This is a genomic window from Streptomyces sp. NBC_00210 (assembly GCF_045160975.1).
Lineage (GTDB): Bacteria > Actinomycetota > Actinomycetes > Streptomycetales > Streptomycetaceae > Streptomyces.
Map to the genome: position 1 here is coordinate 258,922 of NZ_CP108120.1, position 19,158 is coordinate 278,079.

Sequence of the window (19,158 nt, forward strand, 5' to 3'; positions counted from 1 at the left end):
GTTGTTCCGGAAGTTAAGCCCGCGTTTCACGCCTGTCAAGAGGTCCGGCGGCTATCGGGCACCGCGGACACGAAGAAGGCCCCACGGCGACGTGCCGAGGGGCCTGGGCGGAGGGGCAGGTGGCGGGAGCGTGGACGCCGCCGCCGAGCTGCAGGTGGATGCGGAGTGTGCAGGTCAGGCGCCCGCGAGGCTGGTGGGTGCGGGGCGGGCAGGTCAGGGGCCGGCGATGCGTGCGGCCGCCCCTCTGGGGGCGCCCAGGTCGCGGGAGAGGTTACGAGCGGTCTCCCGGACCGCGACCGCAAGCTCCTGAAGTGCCGATTCGGCAAGCAGTCGCTCGACGGGGCCGACGATGCCGAGAGCACCGACCACCTCGCCGGAGCGGTCGAAGACGGGGGCCGCAACGCCCGCGTCACCGATGGCGGACTCCTGGTCCTCGATCGCGTAGCCCGCCCTGAGGACCTCCTTCAGCTGGCTTGCGAGCTCCTCCGGGTCGGTGATGCTGGCACCAGTGAGCACCGCCGGCTCACTCGCGAGCAGCCGCTCCCGCTCGTCAGCCGGAGCGAAGGCCACGATGGCCTTGCCCAGCGCGCAGGTACTCCATGGGATGCCGGCTCCCACCTCGAGGATCTGCACCGCGCCCTCCGGCCGGAAGGCATGGTGCACCACCAGGACGTGGTCACCTGTGAGTACGGCCACCCAGACCGCCTCGTTCGTCCGGTTCGCGAGCTGGTCCGCCCAGGTCAGCGAGCGGGTCCGCAGCTCCTGGGTGTCCAGGTAGGCGTTGCCCAGCTGCACCAGGTCCGGGCCGAGCTGGTACTTCGAGCTGCGCCGGTCCTGTACCACCAGCCCCTCGGCCTCCAGTGTGCGCAGCAGCCCATGCACGGTCGGCTTGGCCACGCCCAGGCGGTCGGCCAGCTCGGTCACGCCCAGCCGGGGCCCGGTGGACGCGAGCTCCCACAGGATCTGCACCGCCCGCTGTACCGCCTGCACCATCGAAAACTTCTCCGTATTCAGTATTGATGAACAGCGTTCCGAGATTTAAAGTAACTGTTCATGAACGCATCTGTCGGCATCGTACTCGTGTCCCACAGCGCCGAGCTCGCCGCAGGCCTTCGCCTGCTGGTGGAGCAGATCGGCTCCGATGATGTCCCCGTCGCCACGGCCGGGGGGACCGTCGAAGGCCGGATCGGCACCAGCTATGACCTCGTTCTCGCCGCGATCCGGGATGCCGATCGCGGAGGCGGCGTCGTCGTACTTCCCGACCTCGGCAGTTCGGTCCTCACCGCCCGCACCGTCCTGGAAGACCATCCCCGCTCCGACGTGCTGATCGTCGACGCGCCCTTCGTCGAGGGGGCTGTCGCAGCCGTGGTCACCGCCGCATCCGGCGCCGACCTGGAGACCGTTTCCAAGGCCGCCAAGGAGGCCCGCAATGTCCCCAAGCTCTGACGCCACCACCACGACCACGGCGAGTCACGAAACCTCCGTCATCCTGCCCGCCAACCTGCACGCCCGTCCCGCAGGCCAACTCGCCCGCGCCGCAGCCCGATTCACCAGTGCCATACAGCTGGAGCACAGTGGCCGGACCGTCAACCCGACCGGCGTCCTCGCCGTGATGGGGCTAGGCGCCACCGCCGGCAGCACCGTGACCGTCCGCGCCGAAGGCCCCGACGCAGAACAGGCCGTCACGGCACTGACCGACATCCTCGCCACCGCCGAATAACCCGGCGCCGGCCCGCACCGAACGAGCCGCCGATTCCGCCATGATGATCCGAGACGAGTGGAGGTGGCCGAGGATGACCACCCCGGCCATGCCCACGTCCGACACCGACGTGGACCCGCCCCCGCGGACCGAGCACATCTGCCCGCTGCCGCACATCCCCGAGGCCGTCTCCGCCGTGCGCCGCCGCGCACGCACGGTCCTGGCCCACTGGGCCCTGCCCACCGAGACAGCCGACGACGCCCTCCTGGTGATCTCCGAACTGATCACCAACGCGATCGCCCACGCACTGCCCCCAGCAGTGCTGCGGCTGTCGATGCCCGTGGTCGGCGGCAGTCGCGGCCTCCGCATCGAGGTCACAGACGCTGGGCCCCTAACCCGGCCGCGCCCATCACCCAACAGCCCGCACCCTGCGGAATATGAGGAGCACGGCCGCGGGACCGGCATCATCGCCGCCCTCTCCATGCGGCACGGCCTATCCCATCACCTCCACAGAATCACCCGATGGGCAGACCTCCACGTAGCGTCTGACTAGAGATCTTCAGTGGCGGTGGTTACGGGGGTGCGAAGTCCAGTCCGGTCTTGGCGATGTAGCCGTCGATGAGGCCGGGCCGGTGCTGCATCCGTTTGAGCCGGGCGAGCCGGGCGCAGTGCGGAGGTTCTGCCGTGTGATGCCGGAGACGATGGCTCACTGCAGCTCCAGCAGTTGAGGCGCGGCGCCCCACGCCACCTGTCGCCTCGGCATGTGCAAACGGCTTGGCCCGCCTGCCCACTGGAGCTCCGGCTGTGGGTCACCGCTGGCTGGTGGCGATGTAGGTGCCGTGCCAGGTGTGATACCGGACCTGTCCGGTGGAGGAGTTGACCGACAGCATGCCGGTGATCTTCCCGGACTGCATGGTGTGCAGGGTGTAGTAGCCGGGGTAGGACTCCGGACCGCCCACGGTCCGTGCGCTGTCGTGGTCGTGGAGCCACGGCTGGGCGATGCACCCACGAACGTGCTGCGGATCTGGCGGGCGTTCGGGCTGCAGCCGTGGCGGACCGAGGACTTCTGGAGGACGTGGGCGGAGATCTCCTGCGCCGCGTAGCACTTGCCTTCGATGTCGGCGCTGGCGGGGAAACGCCACGCCGCCTCGCCCATGCGGCGCTTGACCGATCGTCGGTGCGATCGATGTTGGTGACCGCCTGCCGCTTGGCAACCTCGCCCACCAGTACGTCGCCGCTCTTCGCGAAGCCGACCACGGGCGGGGTGGTACGGGCGCCCTCGGTGTTGGTGATGACCGTCGGCTCGCCGCCCTCCAGCACGCAGACCACCGAGTTCGTCGTTCCCAGGTCGATACCTACTGCGCGCGCCCTGGCCTTCACCTCGTCCAGCCGTCCGCTTCACCAGCTTCACCAGAAGATGCCCACCTGTCCTCTCCCCGTACTCTATTGCGGTCTTTATCTCCCTATTGGACCTATAATGAGTCGTTCTGATCCGCCCTGGTCTGGCGACCCATCGGACTGGTGCTGGATGGATAATCATCGCCCGCCGGGCCGTCGTCCGTCCTGGCCACACCTGGAACCGGTCACCACCGGACAGGGGGTGCACAGCCCATGACGGCCCCCATAGAGGTAACAGGCTCCGCCGCCGAGGCCCAGCCCGAGTCCGTGCTGTTCGGAATGGGCGAGGGGATCGAGGGCCGGTCGCTCGGACAGATCGCCTGGATGCGGTTCAAGCGTGACAAGGTCGCGGTCGCGGGCGGCATCGTCGTTCTCTGCCTGATGGTGCTGGCAGTCTTCGCCAAGGTCATCGAATCCGTCTTCAAGCTTGATCCGAACGCCTTCCACCAGAATCTGATCGACCCGGTGCTGCTCCGGCCCACGGGGGCCTGGGGCGGGATCAGCTGGGACCATCCACTCGGCGTCGAGCCGCAGTTCGGCCGCGACCTGCTCGCGCGGATCATCGAAGGTGCTTGGGTGTCGCTGGCGGTCGCGTTCGGCGCGACGGTGTTGTCGGTGACCCTCGGCACAGTGCTGGGCGTGGCCGCCGGCTACTACGGGGGCTGGGTCGACACCGTGATCAGCCGCCTGATGGACATCTTCCTGGCCTTCCCGCTGCTGCTTTTCGCCATCGCGCTGTCCGCCTCGCTGCAGGGCGGCGCCTTCGGACTGCACGGGCTGACGCTCCATATCAGCGTGCTGATCTTCGTGATCGGTTTCTTCAGCTGGCCCTACATGGGCCGCATCATTCGCGGCCAGACGCTTTCGCTGCGCGAGCGCGAGTTCGTCGACGCAGCACGCACCCTCGGCGCCCGGGGGCCCCACATCCTGTTCAAGCAACTGCTGCCGAATCTCGTCGCACCGATCATCGTCTACTCGACGCTGCTGATCCCGACGAACATCCTCTTCGAGGCCGGTCTGAGCTTCCTCGGCGTCGGCATCCAGCCGCCGCAGGCGTCCTGGGGCGGCATGCTCAACCAGGCCATCAGCCTCTACCAGGCGGATCCGTGGTTCATGCTGATCCCGGGTCTGGCGATCTTCATCACTGTCCTGGCATTCAACCTGCTCGGCGACGGACTCCGGGACGCCCTGGACCCGCGGAGCAAGTGATGCGCGTACCGATTCCCGGCTCAGGCGAGGGGAGCTCGTCATGAGGACATCAAAGACCACAGTCGTTCTTGCGGGAGCCGCAGTCGCGGCGCTGGTCGTGTCGGGGTGCGGCAGTGGCAATGGCGGCGGAACCACAGGGAAAGCCCCCGCCTACAACGCCGGCATCACCGGCGTGGTCAATCCCTCCGACCACAAAGGCGGGACAGTGGTGTACCAGCTCTCGAGCACACCGGACTCGATGGATCCCGGCAACACCTACTACGCCTTCATGTGGGACTTCTCCCGCATCTACGCGCGGGCGCTGACCACCTTCCACCCGGCACCCGGAAAGGCCGGCCTGAAGCTTGTGCCGGACCTCGCGGCAGAGCTCGGCAAGCCCAGTGACAACGGCAAGACCTGGACGTACCACATCCGTCCGGGACTGAAGTTCTCCGACGGCACACCGATCACGACCAAGGACGTCAAGTACGCCATCGAGCGCAGCAACTACGCCCCTGAGGTGATGTCCAACGGGCCCACGTACTTCAACGCGTATCTGGTGGACAACACCCCCAAGTACCAGGGGCCGTACAAGGACAAGACCGGCGACCTGAAGTCCATCGAGACACCCGACGCCACCACCATCGTCTTCCATCTCAGCCAGCCGTTCGCAGACTTCGACTACCTGGTCAGCAATCCGCAGACGGCGCCTGTCCCCCAGGCCAAGGACACCGGCTCGGACTACGTGAAGAACGTGATCTCGTCCGGCTCGTACATGTTCCAGAGCTATCAGGACGGCAAGGGCGCAACGCTGGTGAGGAACCCGCACTGGAGCGCGTCCTCCGACCCGATCCGCAAGCAGCTCCCGGACAAGATCACCGTCCAGTTCAACATCGCCCAGACCACGGTCGACCAGAACCTGATCGCCGGTAACGCGACGCTGGACATCGCGGGCGCCGGCATCGCGGCGCAAAGCCAGGCCGCCGCCCTGAGCAACCCGACCCAGAAGGGACACATCGACGACGCGCAAAGCGGCGCACTCGCCTATGTGGCGATCTCCACCGCCGTGAAGCCGTTCGACAACGTGCACTGCCGCAAGGCGGTGGAGTACGCGGTCGACAAGGTCTCCGCGCAGACCGCGACCGGCGGCGACATCCACGGTGACATCGCCACGACGATCCTGCCGCCCACGGTCTCCGGCCACGTCAAGTACGACCTGTACAAGACCCCTGGCTACAAAGGAGCGAACTCACCGGAGGGCCTCGCCGCGGCCAAGAATGAACTCAGCCAGTGCGGCCACCCGGGCGGCTTCTCCACCAACCTCTCCGCCCGGGCCGACCGGCCCAACGAGATCGCGATCGCCCAGGCCGTCCAGGCCTCGCTGAAGAAGGTCGGGATCAGCGTCGGCATCCAGCAGTACCCGTCGGGCAAGTACTTCACCGACAACGCCGGCGCTCCGGCGTTCGTCCACTCGCACGGTCTCGGGCTGATGATGATGGCGTGGGCCGCCGACTGGCCGACCGGCTACGGCTTCCTCCAGCAGATCATCGACGGCACCGCCATCAAGGCCTCGGGCAACAGCAACCTGTCCGAGCTGAACGATCCCACCATCAACAAGATGCTCGACGACGCCATCGGCAACACCGACAGCACGGCCCGCACCAAGGCGTGGGGTGACATCGACAAGGCCGCGATGGAGCAGGCACCTCTGGTGCCTCTGCTGTACCGCAAGGACCCGCTGTACCGCCCGGACCACGCGACCAACGTGTTCGTCACCGAGGCCTACGGCATGTACGACTACCTGAACGTCGGCGTCAAGTAGTCCGAGACGGAGACGCGGACCGTACCGGAACTTCAGGAGCTGAGGAGGTGAAGGGCGAGGCGCCCGCCGACCGGGCCGAGGTCCGGCCGGCAGGGGCCGCGCCGCCCGACAGTGGGTGCGTACATCATCCGGCGCGTGGCGGCGGCAGTGATCCTGCTGTTCGTCGTGACGGCCATCACCTTCGCGATCTTCTTCCTGGTGCCCCGACTGGCCGGCGAGACCAGCACCCAGCTGGCGGCTCAGTACGTCGGCCGCGACCCCAGTCCTGAGGCGCTGGCCGCCGTCCAGAAGAACCTGGGCTTCGACCAACCGCTGTACACGCAGTACTGGCAGTTCGTGCACGGGATCTTCGCCGGCCGCACGTTCCATTTCGGGCCGGACGCCTCCTACTGCCAGGTGCCGTGCTTCGGTTACTCGTTCAAGAGCCACCTGCCGGTCTGGCCGCAGATCACCGAACGCATCCCCGTGACGCTGTCGCTGGCCGTGGGGGCGGCGATCATCTGGCTGGTCAGCGGTGTGTCGATCGGCGTGCTGTCGGCGCTCAAGCGCGGCTCGATCTTCGACCGGCTCTCCATGGGCATCGCGCTCGCAGGCGTCTCGCTGCCGATCTTCTTCACCGCGCTGGTTTCGCTCGCACTGTTCAGCTACAAGTGGCCGATCTTCCCCAACCTGCACTACGTGCCCTTCGCCTCGGACCCGCTGATGTGGGCGAAGAATCTGGTTCTGCCCTGGGTCACCCTCGCCTTCTTGTACTCGGCGCTGTACGCCCGGCTCACCCGGGCAGGCATGTTGGAGACGATGAGCGAGGACTACATCCGCACCGCACGGGCCAAGGGCCTGAGCGAACGGACGGTGGTCGTCCGGCACGGTCTGCGCTCCGCGCTCACCCCGATCATCACGATCTTCGGCCTGGACATCGGTCTGCTGCTCGGCGGCGCCGTACTGACCGAGACCGCCTTCTCGCTACCTGGAGTCGGGCAGTACGCGGTGCAGGCGATCACCGACAACGACCTGCCGAAGATCATGGCCGTGACCACGCTGGCCGCCTTCTTCATCGTCGTGGCCAACCTCGTGGTGGATGTGCTCTACGTCGCCGTCGACCCCCGGGTGAGGTACTCATGAGCCGCAAACCTCTCGCACAGCCGCCGATGGGGGCGCCCATCGGCGGTGTGGAGGCGGGCCGCGGCGCGCCGCCCGGTACCGGCTTTCTCCAAGTACGCGACCTGCGCATTCACTTCGACACCGACGACGGCCTGGTCAGGGCCGTGGACGGCATCTCCTTCGAGCTGCAGCGCGGCCGGACGCTGGGGATCGTCGGCGAGTCCGGGTCCGGCAAATCGGTGACCTCGCTGGGCATCATGGGCCTGCACCGCACGCTCAAAGCCAAGATCTCCGGCGAGATCTGGCTGGACGGCGAAGAACTCATCTCGGCCCCTCCCGAACGCGTGCAGCACCTGCGGGGCCGCAAGATGGCGATGATCTTCCAGGACCCGCTGACCGCGATGCACCCCTTCTACACAATCGGCGCCCAGATCACCGAGGCCTTCCGGGTGCACCACCCGAAAGCGAGCCGCAAGGAGGCCCGCCTACGGGCGGTGGAGATGCTCGAACGGGTGGGTATCCCGCAGCCCGCCACCCGCGTCGACGACTATCCGCACCAGTTCTCCGGCGGTATGCGCCAACGCGCCATGATCGCCATGGCCCTGGTCAACGACCCCTCGCTGCTGATCGCGGACGAGCCGACAACAGCGCTCGACGTCACCGTCCAGGCGCAGATCCTGGACCTCATCCGCGAGCTCCAGCAGGAGTTCGGTTCCGCAGTGATCATCATCACTCACGACCTGGGGGTAGTGGCCGAGTTGGCCGACGACATCCTGGTGATGTACGCCGGCAAGTGCGTGGAGAAGGGCGAGGTCAAACAGCTGTTCACGGCGCCCGAGCATCCCTACACCTGGGGCCTGCTGGGCTCCATGCCGCGCATGGACCGCGAAATGCAGGCGCGGCTGATCCCGATCGCCGGGAACCCGCCGAGCCTGATCAGGCTGCCGCGGGGATGCGCGTTCCACCCGCGCTGCCCCTTTGCCGACCGCAATGGTGACAAGTCCCGCACGGAGGTCCCGGAGCTGACCGACGCGTCGGGCACCGGCCATCTCGTTGCCTGCCATCTGCCGCCCGAGGACCGGCGCCGGATCTTCGCCGAGGACGTGGCGCCCCGGCTGTGAGGGCGGATCAATGCTGTGAGGCCCGACGAAGGAGGTGGACCCATGGGACCCACCCAGACCACCGATCAGCAGCCCCTGCTGAAAGTTGAGGGGCTGGTGAAGCACTTCCCCATCACCCAGGGCCTGCTGCGCCGTCAGATCGGCGCGGTGCGGGCGGTGGACGGCATCGACTTCAGCGTGCTGCCCGGGGAGACGCTGGGCGTGGTCGGCGAGTCGGGCTGCGGCAAGACCACGACCGGACGGCTGATCATCCGGCTACTCGAGCCCACCGCCGGGAAGATCGAGTTCGAGGGGCGCGACATCACGCACCTGTCCCCGGGCGCGATGCGGCCCTTGCGCAAAGACATCCAGATGATCTTCCAGGACCCGTACTCCTCCCTCAACCCCCGCCACACCGTCGGAACGATCGTCAGCGCGCCCTTCCGGCTACAGAAGGTGGAGACCGAGCACGGCGTGAAAAGCGCCGTCCAGGACCTGCTGGAACGGTGCGGGCTCAGCCCCGAGCACTACAACCGCTACCCGCACGAGTTCTCCGGCGGCCAGCGGCAACGCATCGGCGTGGCCAGGGCGCTGGCGCTCCGGCCGAAGATGATCGTCGCGGACGAGCCGGTCTCGGCACTGGACGTCTCCATCCAGGCTCAGGTGGTCAATCTCCTCGACGACCTGCAGGAAGAACTCGGCCTCACGTACGTGATCATCGCGCACGACCTGTCGGTGATCCGGCACGTCTCCACGCGGGTGGCGGTGATGTACCTAGGGAAGGTGGTGGAGATCGGCGGTAAGGAGTCGCTGTACAGCGGGCCCATGCACCCGTACACGGTGGCGCTGATGTCCGCAGTTCCCGTCCCGGACGCCGAGCGCCGCACGAAGCGAGAGCGGATCCTCCTCACCGGCGATGTGCCCTCGCCGGTGAACCCACCGCCCGCGTGCCGCTTCCACACCCGCTGCTGGAAGGCGCAGGAGATCTGCCGGATGGAGGAGCCGCCGCTGCGAGAGCTCAGGAAGGGACACCTGGTGGCGTGCCACTTCCCTGAGAACCAGTAACGCGTGTTGCAGAAGCAGAAGACGACCGGGATCCGGCCATGGTCAGCAGCGCTGGCCATCCTCCTGTGCCCACAGACTCTCATTCTCAGGGTGTCGGCCAGGTACGGCTTCAAGGATCGCCCCGAAGGCACGGCCTCTAGCGATCATGAAGTTCTCCAAGCTCAGCGATCGCCACGTCGTAGACGCCCTGGTCCACGGCTCAGGTTATGAGCGGATCGCCGGCAACGAGTGCTCGGCCACCACGTCCTGGACCTCGCAGGCTCCGGCGGATCCGCGCACGGCAGCGGGCGGGGCCCCGCACAGTACGCGTGCGGGCCCCGCCCTCGTCCGTGGGCCGCCTCACCTCTATCGCCGTCGCGCCGACGGTCCGTCAGGGCGCCCGGTGATGCTGTGTCAAACCGTGACGTCGGTCTGCCGGGTGCGCCGGATGTGGAGCGCGGACGCGATGACGGCGAGCAGTGCGCCGAGGGCGGCGTACAACCCCAAGACCGACAGCGACTGGCTGCGGGCGTGGCCGGAGAAGTAGATCGTGTTGCGCACCGCCGTAGTGCCGGCCCCCGGCGGCAGCCACTCGCCGATCGCCCGCCAGAACGGCGGCAGAAGCGCGGCGGGGTAGGCACCGCCCGCGCTGGGGTTGCCGAGGACGACGAACAGGACGATGGTCACGCCGATGCCGACGATGCCCCACAGCACCTGGAAGGCGACGGTGGTCGCGGCCGCGGCGAACACGATGAGCGAACCGAGCGCCCACAGCGCGGCGAAGTGACCGGTCAGCGCGCCCAGTACCGTATCGGCGATGATCGCGCCGCCCAGGCCGGAGAGGACGGCGTACACGGCGAGTGTGCCCAGGCGGATGAGGGTGCGGTGCAGGTTCGCCGGGCGGGCGCCGCCGGCCATGCCGAGGATGGCGGCGGCCAGGTAGCCGCCGACGATCCAGCCCAGCACCAGGTAGAAGGACGACATGCCCCGGCCGTCACTGGCGTACGGCGGCCGGATGTCACTCACCGATATATGCCGCTTCTGGGCCTGTTCGACGCTCTGGGCGATCTGCGCGGCGGTGGAGGAGACCGCGGGGCCGCCCGCGGAGGCGACGAGCAGGGTGTCGGTGGTGCCCTTGGGGTTGACGATGACGGCCGCGTCGACGGTGCGGTCGAGGATCTGGGCGCGGGCCTGCCCTTCGCTGCTGACCGTGTGGGCCTCGACGGTGTCGCCCTTCATGGAGTTGAGCTGGTCCACGACCCGGTCGGCCGCCTGGGCGGGCGCGACGACCGCGACCGGTATTCGGTGGGGAGTCGGTGCGTGGAAGGCACCGATGTAGGAGAGGACGAACCCCAGTTGGAGGGCGAGCACGCCCACGACGAGCAGCACTCCGCGCATGCTGACGGCATCGCGCAGCTCGGCCATGAATCCGTGAGGCTTGGTGGCTTGCGGCGTTTCGGAAGCGGCGGCGGGAGGTCCGGAGGTCATCGTGTGGTGTCCTTAGCGGTTCGGTGTTCTGGTGCTCGGTCGTTCGGTGTCCGGCGCTCGTGCCGGTGCCGGGTGATCGGGCGGAACACGCATGCGCGAACGGGGCGGCGCGTTCGGTCGATCCGGCGGCCGGCATCACCTCGGGACCGTCCGCCGCAAGCGGTGCGGTGTCTCGCACAGAGGGCGTTCGCTCACCCCGCCGCGTCGTCGTGTGCGGTTCTCGCAGTGTGCGCGCTGCCCACCGTGAGCAGCCCGGTCAGCAACCGCCTGAGCCACAGGCGGGTGCCTTCCAGGTCCTCGTCGAGGAGCAGTTGCGCCGTGACGCCTTCGTACGCCGTCATCACCGCTCTCGCGGCCCCGTCCGCGTCACCCAGGACCGGCGGCAGGACCCCTTCCGCAGCCGGCCGGGCCAGCTGGTCCGCGATGGTCTGCCGAAGGCGCGCCCGGTGCTGCGAGAGCGTCTGCGCCACGATCGGGTCCCTGGCCGCGTGGCTCAGGAAATCGGTCTTGACCAGCAGCCAGTCGCGGTCCAGAGGCAGCGCCTCGGTCACGCGGTCCACCGCGGCGGACACGTCGAGGCCGACGTCGACGGACAGCGCCTCGGCGACCTGATCGGCGATCAGGTCGGCGCGCTGCTGGTAGAGGGCGAAGAACAGCCCCTCCAGGCTGTCGAAGTTCGAGTAGAAGGCGCCCCTGCTGTACCCGGCGGCCTCACACACCTCTTCGATCGACACCCCGCGGAACCCCTTGGCCGCGAACACCTCGAACGCGGCGTCCAGCAGGTTCGCCCGCGTCCGGACGCGGCGCTTGGTCACGCGCCCGGTCGTGCCGTCCGGGGCCGCGCCCGCACCCCGGCGCCGCCGCGCGGCCGTCCCCTCGGCGTCCATGGTCACGCCCCATCCCCCGTTCGATACGCGAGTGTATCCGATACATCAATGTATCAAACGTGGCGCGGTCCCCGACCGAGCCAGCCGCCCGCGCAACGACTCGCCCAGGTCGCCACGCTCGACGCGTTCGCCGCCAACCGCCGGACCTGCAACTGCACCTGACGGCGCCACACCGGGGGTTGCGCAGCCGCGGGCGCCGCCCAGCTACCCCTCGTCGGCGGGCAAGACACGGCGCGGCGGAGCTGCCCGGCCTTGGCGAAACCGAGCGGTAAGCGCCCAGTTCGGTGCTCGACATGGACGCCTCTCGCCATCTCGTGGGCGACTACCCGGAGTTCCGGGACAACGCACGGCTCGACTGTGGAACAGGCGATCCAGGGTTCGGTACCGGTGGGGTGGCCGCAACGGCGACCGCTACAGCCGTCATGAGGACGGCGGTAGTGCGTCGATTCATGTCTCGCCCCCGGCGTGGTGGAGGGCTTCCGTGTGGCGCAGGGCATGGTCGTGCGCGGCCGCCATTGCCGCCGCGTGCTGGGGGCTGCCCGGGTACACGTTCGGGTCGGTACCGCCCCAGCGGGTCCGGGCGATCAGCGCCGGGCCCCAGAAGCCGACCGTGAGGATGAGTGCAGGGATGAGGGCAAGCAGGACGGAGCCCATGACGGGGCCTCCAAAGGTATGGGCCCCGTCGTGCGGGGCGTGTCAGGCGGCGCCGGCCAGCTCGGGCTGGCCGTGCAGGTATCGCCGAGGCAGTCTCCAAAGGGCCCATCGGAAGATCTTGAAGCCTGACGGCAGCCGGAGCGCTCCGGTGAGGTGCCCTACGCGAGGTAGGGGCGGCCGCCAGCGCGATGACGAGCATGGAGGGCCTGCACAGAGCCGGGCTTGTTGTCCCGTCAGTTTGGCGAAAGCGTGATCTCGCGCTTGAGGATCTTGCCGGTGGCGCTTTTGGGCAGGGCGTCGACGATCCGGACCAAGCGGGGGTACTTGTAGTTGGCGACGCGGGACTTGACGAACTCGCGGAGTGCGTCCGCTCCCGCGTCGCTGCCGGGTTTGAGAGTGACCACGGCGGCGACTTCTTCCCCGTGGGTCGGGTGGGGTACGCCAAGGACGGCGGCCTCGGCCACGGCCGGGTGCTCGTAGAGGACCTCCTCGATCTCCCGCGGGTAGACGTTGAGACCGCCGCGGATGATGAGGTCTTTCTTGCGGTCCACGATCCTCAAGCAGCCGTCGGGGTCGCGGATGCCGATGTCGCCGGTGCGCAGCCAGCCGTCCGGGATGGCCTCGGCGGTGGCCTCGGGCCTGCGCCAGTAACCCTTCATGACGTTGTGCCCGCGGACGGCGATCTCTCCGGCGGTGCCGTCGTCCACCTCCCTGCCCTCCGGGGCGAGCACCCGGATCTCGACACCGAGAATCGGGGTGCCGATGGTGCCTGGACGGCGGGGGCGGCCGGGATGGTTGAAGCAGGCGACCGGGGAGGTCTCGGACAGTCCGTAGCCCTCGAGGACGGTGCAGCCGAAGGCCGCCTCGAAGGCGTGCAGGATCTCCACCGGCAGGGCGGCTCCGCCGGAGACGCACACCCGCAGTGAGGCGGTGTCCGCCTGACCTGCCGCGGCAAGCAGGGCGCCGTACATGGTGGGCACGCCGATGAACGCGGTGACCCCGTCCCGCTCGATGATCTTCAGGGCCTTGGCGGCGTCGAAGCGGGGCAGCAGGGTCAGACAGGCTCCGGCGGCGACGGCGCAGTTGAGTCCGACGACCTGCCCGAAGGCGTGGAAGAGCGGCAGACCGCCGAAGACCACGTCGGTCTCGGTGAGGTGCAACAGCGTGGTGCGGGTGACCTCGGTATTGCGCGCCAGGTTGTCGTGGGTGAGCTCGGCACCCTTGGGCCGGCCCGTCGTACCGGAGGTGTAGAGGATCACTGCCGTGTCGGACGGCTTTCGGGAGGCCACGTCCCACTCCGGGTCCTGGCTCGCCAGGAGCCCACCGAACCCGTCCGCCGGCACCGCGATGTGCGGCGTTCCGGCGGACTCGGCGCCCCGGAGCGCACCGTCGGCCTCGTGCGGTGCGAACAGAAGCGAGGCCTCGGAGTCGCGCAGGTGGTACTCCACCTCGCGCGCCTTCAGCAACGGATTCAGCGGCACCACGACGGCCCCGGCGCGCAGGATTCCGTAGTACAGGACGGCGAACGCGGGCAGGTTCGGCAGCATCAGGCCGACCCGGTCGCCCGCGTGCACCCCGGCGCTGCGCAGGAGGGACGCGGCTCGGGCACTCGCTTCGTCGAGTTCGGCGTACCTCAGGGTGGCACCGTCGAGCCGGACGGCGGGGCGGTCGGGGTGGCGCGCCGCGGAGTCCAACAGGATCGTGGCGAGGTTGGGGTGGGGGCTGGGCACGTGCGTGGCTCCTTCGACGTTCCGGGCCGGCGGCCGGATCACGTTCCGAACTTTCAACGGATCGATTGGTTGTTTCTGGCGTGCTGCTACGTTCCGGGCCGATCGCCGTTTCCGCGGGCCAGGAGCGGAACGAGCACGGCGGCGACGGCCAGGTGCATCAACGCGAGCGTGGCCTTGGCACCGCCGGATGCCTGGACGTATGTCAGGGGCGCGAGCGACACCAGCAACACGGTGCCGGCCACTCGGGTCCAGACGGTCGGGGCCCGGTCGGTCAACCGGTCCAGCCACTTTCGCGTCGCTGAGGCGAGCAGGGAGACGACGAGCGTGCTGCCGGCGACGAGGAGCAGGCCGACGACCTGGGGCGGTCGTCCGTTGCGGGCATCGACGCGAAGTTCGACGCCGAGGCTGCGGGCTGCGGTCCACAGCAGGGCTGTGGCCAGGACGGCGCCGCCGACCGCGCATGCGTGGCGGCGGAGGCTCGGGGTGGCCCGGCGGGTGGATGTGGCGGTCATCATGGCGTTCCTTCGGGGGTGGGGACGGGCTTGCCTGGGCGGGGTCTTTGCGGGCGAAGAGGTACGTGGTGGGGGGTACGCCGGTTCCGGCCGAGGGTTCACCAGGAGGGTGCGAGGGTTCACCAGGAGGGTGATCGAGACGAACGGACCCATGGGGCGTCGCGGCCGCAGGGCAACTTGCTTATTCGCCGTCCAAAATCGGAAGGAGCAGATGTGAGCTGGAGTGCACCGTGTTGACGGCCGCGATGCCGACGGGGGCGTGGCTGAACAGCAGCATGGGCTGGAAGTCCTCGCGGGTGTCGTCGCTGGTGAGGATCAGCCGGATGCGGTGCCCGCGGTGGAAGCGGCGGGCGTTGGCGACCAACGGGATGCGGTAGTCGACCGGCTCCCCCGCAGGGATGGGAACCCGCGTCTTCGTCGGGAGGACGGGCCTGCCCGTCTCACTCGCCGCCTCGTCGACGTGGCGCATGCCGGCGCGCAGCCAGCCCTGGGTGATGTCGGCGGCCTTGCCGTCCGGGCCGACGTCTTGCAGGAGCAGGATCCATGCCGTGTCTGCCCCACTGCTGGTGGCGGTGAGCCGGAGCTCGGGATGGCCGACCATGTCGAGGTCGTCGGGAAGGGGGTCGCTGGTCCAACTCAGCTGCGCGGGCATGGTGTTCGCGCCGTCGGTGGCGTAACTGCGCTCCCCCGGCTGCTCGTCGGCCGTGAGGGAGCCGTCGGCGTTGAGGGCCAGGGCGATGTGGGTGGCCGGCGGGGGCCAGGAGTCGGTGGTTCGCCACTGTTCTGCCCCGGGCAGCCAGTAGCGGACGGCAGGGCCTTCGAGGATGCCGGTGTCCCGGCCCTTGAGCCAGTGGTCGAACCAGGCGAGGGCCTCGATGTGCATGCTCTCCCATGGCCAGGGCAGGCTGTACTCCCCAAGCATGGTCATGCGCACCTGCGGGTTGTCGGCGAGGGCGTCCCAGGCATCGAACAGGCCGGTCAGGTGGAGTGGGACGTTGGACCACTCGCCGCCGAGGTAGACGGGGATGTCGACACCGGCGAGCAGTTCGGTCAGGTCACGCTCGTCCCACCAGGCATCCCGAGTGGGGTGCTCGGTGGCCACCGCGTCCAGCAGGGCATTCCATGGGTGGGGGTCGTGGCGGAAGCGGCTGACCAGCCGCAGGCCGCGGGTCGCCTGGACGCCGTCGGTGTGGCTGAACCGCCGGTGGATGGCAGGGATGGCGAGGAACCGGCGCAGGAGACGGGACAGGCCCTTGCGGTAGAGGCGGTCGCCGTGGGCGGACAGGACGCCCAGCGCATGAATCCAGGGAGTGATGAAGGACTCGCTCAACAGGCCGTTGTGGTAGGCGGCTTCCCGGACCCGGACCGTGACATTGAAGGGGAAGAGAGCCTTGAGGTGTGGCGGGCGCTGGGTGGCGGCCTCCAGCTGGCTCATGGCGTAGTAGCTGATGCCGATCATGCCTACGTTCCCGTCGCACCAAGGCTGCCCGGCGACCCACTCGACCAGGTCGAACAGGTCCTTGCGCTCCTGCTCGTCGAAGAAGGTGTAGGTCCCGCCTGAGCCGACCGTGCCGCGGAGGTTGGCGATGACATGGGCGTAGCCGCGCGGCACCCAGAAGTCGCTGGTGCCGGCCTCGATGACGGCCGCGGGGGCACCCAGGTCCTGGAGCTGACGGGGATAGGGGGCCGCCGCGATGAGCGCGGGGAACCTGCCGTCCGCGTCGGGTCGGTGAATGTCGGCCAGGAGCTGGGTACCGTCGCGGACCGGGACGGGCACATTGTCCTCGCGGGTCGTCCCGTGGAGGGCCAGGGACAGGTTGCGGTACTGACGACCGGTGGTCTGCGGTCCGTTCAGCTGACGCTGACCGGGTTCCAACCCAGCTGCCTTGACCCGAGCCATGACACACTCATTTCCACGTGTACGGAAATTAACGTGCTCACCGTACGCTTGCCGGCTCGCTGCGGGCAAGAGAAATTTCCACACGCCGTGAAAATGGGGCTGGGTGGGGCGCCCGCCTGGCAGTCACTCCCGGCCAGGCGTTCGCTGAGAGCTCGACGCCTGGGGGCGCACATCCAGCGTGGCGGTGCGGGCGGGCAGCCCTGCCGATCTCGTCCCGCGGTGCGCGTTCGCCGCAGTGGGCCTACAGCTCGAACCAGACGCGTTTGCCGCGCGGGAGCAGGACGGCACCCCAGCGGCGGGCGAGGGCGCCGACCAGGGCCAGACCGCACCCGCCCTCGCCCCCGGCGCGGATCAGGGTGGGCAGGCTGGGCGAACCGTCGGTGACGGCGACCAGGGCACCGCGCTCGGCGGGCGAACGGTGATGGGCAGGGTACGGCCGTCGGCCTACTTCATGGCGTTGGTGACCGGCTCGGCCACCAGCAACTCGGCGACGCCGGCCAAGTGCACGAGGCCGAGGGCGGCGAGAGGATTGACGACCAGGTCGCGAGCCCGGGCGGCGGACTGCAGTGGTGGGCGACGTCCGCCCCGCGCAGTCGCTCGCGGTCAGGCGTTCTCCGAGATGTCGTCGCCCAGGGTGCCGGTGAGGTAGTACTGCACAGTCGGCGCGATCAGGCGGATGACCTGCTCCGAAGGCATGTGGGCGATGCGGTCGATCGCCCAGACATAACGCGTCATCGCAAGGCCCACCATCTGCGTGGCGACGAGGTCTGCGCGCAACTTGGCGTCGTCGTCGGGAAGGCTCGCCGACACGACCTGCAGGACAAGAGCGGAGAAGACAGAGCGGAGGCGCTCCATGGCGAAGGGCTCGTGACTTGCGGCGAGGATGATCGAGCGCAGGATCTCCGAGGTGGCCGGGTCATCCCACATGCGCAGCGCCGCCTCTACGAAGGCCCGCCCGCGCTCCTCCAACGGCACCTCGGCGGCCTCGGCAATGCCCTCTCCGAAGGCAACCGGCGGCTCCAGCGCCGCCTTCAGCAGTCCCATCTTGTTGGAGAAGTAGTAGTTCACCAGGGTGGGATCCACATCGGCGGCATGCGCCACCGACCGCAATGAGGTCCCGGCGTAGCCCCGCTCAGCGAAGGACGTGCGTGCCGCCGCCAGGATGCGGTCCGCCTGCGCGCCACGTTCCCCGCGCGGCCCCCTTCCCACCCGTGCCGCCATCTCCCGCCGTCCCCCTTTTGCCCGTTCCGGACTTGCGTGATCGCCTGCCGGTGAAGTTTCAGCATCCACTGAAACAGCTTTCACTGTACCGTGAAATTGCAACCACCTCCCTCTTGCCACCCTGCGACCGCTGCCTCACGGTGATCGCCGAGCCGCGCGGGCTCAGCGCAACAGCTCATCGACGCGCTCAGCATGGAATGGAAGCCGGAGGAGTTCCACGACACCTTCCAGCAACAGGTCGCCAAGCTCATCGAGGCCAAGCGGACCGGTGAGGCGGTCGAAACGGCAGAACCGCCGGCGAAGGCCACGAATGCGGTCGACCTGATGGACGCGTTGCCCTCCAGCGCCGACCGGGCCAAGAGCCCAAGGACCGCGGCGAGGAGAAGTCCGCATCACCGGCGCTCCCCCAGCGCGGATCAAGGACGCCGCCCACAAGCGCAGGGCCGGCCAGACCGCGCAGGCGAAGAAGCAGACAAAGGCTTCGTCATTCGATTCCCTGACCAAGGCGGAGCTCTACCAGCGCGCCACGGACGCAGGTATCGCCGGCCGGTCCTCGATGAACCGCGAGAAGCTCATCAAGGCCCTCCGCGGCGACCGGGGCCGGCGCAAGGCCCACGCATCCTGAAGCTGCGGCCGAGGTTCAAGCGCCGGGAGCACAGCTGAGCTGTGCGGGGCGATGACGGAGCAGCGCCGCCCGCACCGCCCTAGCTGATGACCTCGACGATGATCCTCGAGTCGATCTTCTTGTAGGCCGCGGCCTGCCGGGTCAGAACGGGCAGGCCCGAGCCGAGCGCCAGATGTGCGACATGGGCGGTGGGAAGGTCGGCCGCCCGTTCCTGGGCGATCTGCGCGACGGCCCAGCAGGATGCCTCGTCCAGAGGCCGGAAGACGAAGCAGGGGGCCGCAAGGGCGTCCTGCAGCATCTGAGCGAGCTCACCCAAGGCGCTGCCCGTGAGCCCGTGAGCGAAGGCGACCGCCGGCACGTACAGCGGCTGGATCTCTTGAACCGACCGGAAGACACGCGCCGCCATGTAGATGTTGCCCTGAGCGAGAGCGCTGACAGCGGTGTGGTCGAGGACGTAGCCAGTGCTCACGCGGCGCTCTGCCCCTGCTCGACGCTGGTGAAGCCGTGCCGTGCGTCCGCAGCCCGTACGTCTTCCAAAGCCTGCTCCCACTCGCCGGGGTGCTCAGTTTTGGCCCGGTCGACCAGCCACTGGACGGCGCGCTCTGCACGCTCGGCCCGCTCGAGCTTGGCGGCAACCGCATCCTCGATCCACCCGGACACCGAGGAAGTCGGAGCGGCCTCCGGGCTGCTGGCGGCCAGGATGCTCTCGATCGCCTTGACCTTGTCCTCGTCGATCGTGATGGTGACCTTCTTCTTCGCCATATCAGCACCATACCGATGCCTTACCGG

General features: G+C 68.7%; 21 protein-coding genes and 1 pseudogene. 9 read left to right on the forward strand and 13 right to left on the reverse strand.

Annotated elements, in window-relative coordinates; genetic code table 11:
* Window positions 1-213: 213 nt before the first annotated feature.
* Window positions 214-993 carry an IclR family transcriptional regulator gene (locus OG729_RS01405; RefSeq protein WP_405803715.1) on the reverse strand — a complete coding sequence of 260 codons (780 nt, stop codon included), beginning with the start codon at window positions 991-993 and terminating at the stop codon, window positions 214-216.
* Between the two features lie 60 nt (window positions 994-1,053).
* On the opposite strand from OG729_RS01405, the gene dhaM reads away from it, so the two are divergent.
* The 3 genes from dhaM to OG729_RS01420 all read left to right on the forward strand — a co-directional run bounded on the left by dhaM (window position 1,054) and on the right by OG729_RS01420 (window position 2,252).
* A complete protein-coding gene (gene dhaM, locus OG729_RS01410; RefSeq protein ID WP_360869690.1) occupies window positions 1,054-1,446 on the forward strand; it encodes a dihydroxyacetone kinase phosphoryl donor subunit DhaM in 393 nt (130 codons plus the stop codon).
* Entirely contained in the window at window positions 1,430-1,720 is a 291-nt protein-coding gene (locus tag OG729_RS01415; protein ID WP_360869687.1) for an HPr family phosphocarrier protein, read from the forward strand. The genes dhaM and OG729_RS01415 overlap by 17 nt, the downstream gene beginning before the upstream one ends.
* Before the next feature lie 73 nt (window positions 1,721-1,793).
* Window positions 1,794-2,252: an ATP-binding protein gene (locus OG729_RS01420; RefSeq protein WP_360869684.1), complete on the forward strand. Its 459-nt coding sequence runs from the start codon at window positions 1,794-1,796 to the stop codon at window positions 2,250-2,252.
* Between the two features lie 19 nt (window positions 2,253-2,271).
* Here OG729_RS01420 and OG729_RS01425 read toward each other — a convergent pair whose 3' ends face one another.
* Together OG729_RS01425 and OG729_RS01430 are read right to left on the reverse strand one after the other, a co-directional pair.
* On the reverse strand, window positions 2,272-2,409 hold the full coding sequence (locus tag OG729_RS01425; RefSeq protein WP_405803718.1) for a hypothetical protein: 138 nt from the start codon (window positions 2,407-2,409) through the stop codon (window positions 2,272-2,274).
* Window positions 2,410-2,508: 99 nt separating this feature from the next.
* Window positions 2,509-2,658 (reverse strand): hypothetical protein, encoded by a 150-nt coding sequence (locus OG729_RS01430; RefSeq protein WP_405811456.1) that lies wholly within the window; start codon window positions 2,656-2,658, stop codon window positions 2,509-2,511.
* Between the two features lie 21 nt (window positions 2,659-2,679).
* Here OG729_RS01430 and OG729_RS01435 point away from each other — a divergent pair, with 21 nt between their 5' ends.
* Window positions 2,680-2,802 (forward strand): hypothetical protein, encoded by a 123-nt coding sequence (locus tag OG729_RS01435; RefSeq protein WP_405811457.1) that lies wholly within the window; start codon window positions 2,680-2,682, stop codon window positions 2,800-2,802.
* Here the strand turns inward: OG729_RS01435 and OG729_RS01440 are convergent.
* A pseudogene (locus OG729_RS01440) lies at window positions 2,763-3,079 on the reverse strand (Hsp70 family protein); the annotation flags it as partial. The gene OG729_RS01435 and the pseudogene OG729_RS01440 overlap by 40 nt on opposite strands.
* 231 nt (window positions 3,080-3,310) lie before the next feature.
* Between OG729_RS01440 and OG729_RS01445 the strand changes: the two are divergent.
* The 5 genes from OG729_RS01445 (at window position 3,311) to OG729_RS01465 (ending at window position 9,373) form a co-directional block, all read left to right on the forward strand.
* A complete protein-coding gene (locus OG729_RS01445) occupies window positions 3,311-4,306 on the forward strand; it encodes an ABC transporter permease (RefSeq protein WP_405803719.1) in 996 nt (331 codons plus the stop codon).
* Between the two features lie 40 nt (window positions 4,307-4,346).
* Window positions 4,347-6,107 (forward strand): ABC transporter substrate-binding protein, encoded by a 1,761-nt coding sequence (locus OG729_RS01450; protein ID WP_405803721.1) that lies wholly within the window; start codon window positions 4,347-4,349, stop codon window positions 6,105-6,107.
* A 111-nt stretch (window positions 6,108-6,218) separates the two neighbouring features.
* Window positions 6,219-7,229 (forward strand): ABC transporter permease, encoded by a 1,011-nt coding sequence (locus tag OG729_RS01455; protein WP_360869676.1) that lies wholly within the window; start codon window positions 6,219-6,221, stop codon window positions 7,227-7,229.
* Entirely contained in the window at window positions 7,226-8,329 is a 1,104-nt protein-coding gene (locus OG729_RS01460) for an ABC transporter ATP-binding protein (RefSeq protein WP_405803723.1), read from the forward strand. The genes OG729_RS01455 and OG729_RS01460 overlap by 4 nt, the downstream gene beginning before the upstream one ends.
* Window positions 8,330-8,371: 42 nt before the next feature.
* Window positions 8,372-9,373, forward strand: coding sequence for an ABC transporter ATP-binding protein (locus OG729_RS01465; RefSeq protein WP_405803725.1), 1,002 nt, complete (start codon window positions 8,372-8,374; stop codon window positions 9,371-9,373).
* A gap of 393 nt (window positions 9,374-9,766) precedes the next feature.
* Here the strand turns inward: OG729_RS01465 and OG729_RS01470 are convergent, their stop codons facing one another.
* The 9 genes from OG729_RS01470 to OG729_RS01510 all read right to left on the reverse strand — a co-directional run bounded on the left by OG729_RS01470 (window position 9,767) and on the right by OG729_RS01510 (window position 19,131).
* On the reverse strand, window positions 9,767-10,840 hold the full coding sequence (locus OG729_RS01470; protein ID WP_405803727.1) for a DUF3533 domain-containing protein: 1,074 nt from the start codon (window positions 10,838-10,840) through the stop codon (window positions 9,767-9,769).
* Window positions 10,841-11,031: 191 nt separating this feature from the next.
* Window positions 11,032-11,727: a TetR/AcrR family transcriptional regulator gene (locus OG729_RS01475; RefSeq protein ID WP_360869971.1), complete on the reverse strand. Its 696-nt coding sequence runs from the start codon at window positions 11,725-11,727 to the stop codon at window positions 11,032-11,034.
* Between the two features lie 447 nt (window positions 11,728-12,174).
* A complete protein-coding gene (locus OG729_RS01480; protein WP_405803729.1) occupies window positions 12,175-12,381 on the reverse strand; it encodes a hypothetical protein in 207 nt (68 codons plus the stop codon).
* 233 nt (window positions 12,382-12,614) lie between these two features.
* The gene (locus tag OG729_RS01485) at window positions 12,615-14,111 is read right to left on the reverse strand and encodes a long-chain-fatty-acid--CoA ligase (RefSeq protein WP_405803730.1); all 1,497 of its coding nucleotides are present in this window, start codon (window positions 14,109-14,111) and stop codon (window positions 12,615-12,617) included.
* A gap of 86 nt (window positions 14,112-14,197) precedes the next feature.
* Window positions 14,198-14,626 (reverse strand): DUF6069 family protein, encoded by a 429-nt coding sequence (locus tag OG729_RS01490; protein ID WP_405803732.1) that lies wholly within the window; start codon window positions 14,624-14,626, stop codon window positions 14,198-14,200.
* Between the two features lie 178 nt (window positions 14,627-14,804).
* Entirely contained in the window at window positions 14,805-16,523 is a 1,719-nt protein-coding gene (locus tag OG729_RS01495; RefSeq protein ID WP_405803733.1) for a CocE/NonD family hydrolase, read from the reverse strand.
* 603 nt (window positions 16,524-17,126) lie between these two features.
* Window positions 17,127-17,744, reverse strand: a complete 618-nt coding sequence (locus OG729_RS01500) for a TetR family transcriptional regulator (protein ID WP_405803734.1) — start codon at window positions 17,742-17,744, stop codon at window positions 17,127-17,129.
* A gap of 704 nt (window positions 17,745-18,448) precedes the next feature.
* Entirely contained in the window at window positions 18,449-18,838 is a 390-nt protein-coding gene (locus tag OG729_RS01505; RefSeq protein ID WP_360869652.1) for a hypothetical protein, read from the reverse strand.
* Entirely contained in the window at window positions 18,835-19,131 is a 297-nt protein-coding gene (locus OG729_RS01510) for a hypothetical protein (RefSeq protein WP_360869649.1), read from the reverse strand. The genes OG729_RS01505 and OG729_RS01510 overlap by 4 nt, the downstream gene beginning before the upstream one ends.
* Window positions 19,132-19,158: the final 27 nt, after the last annotated feature.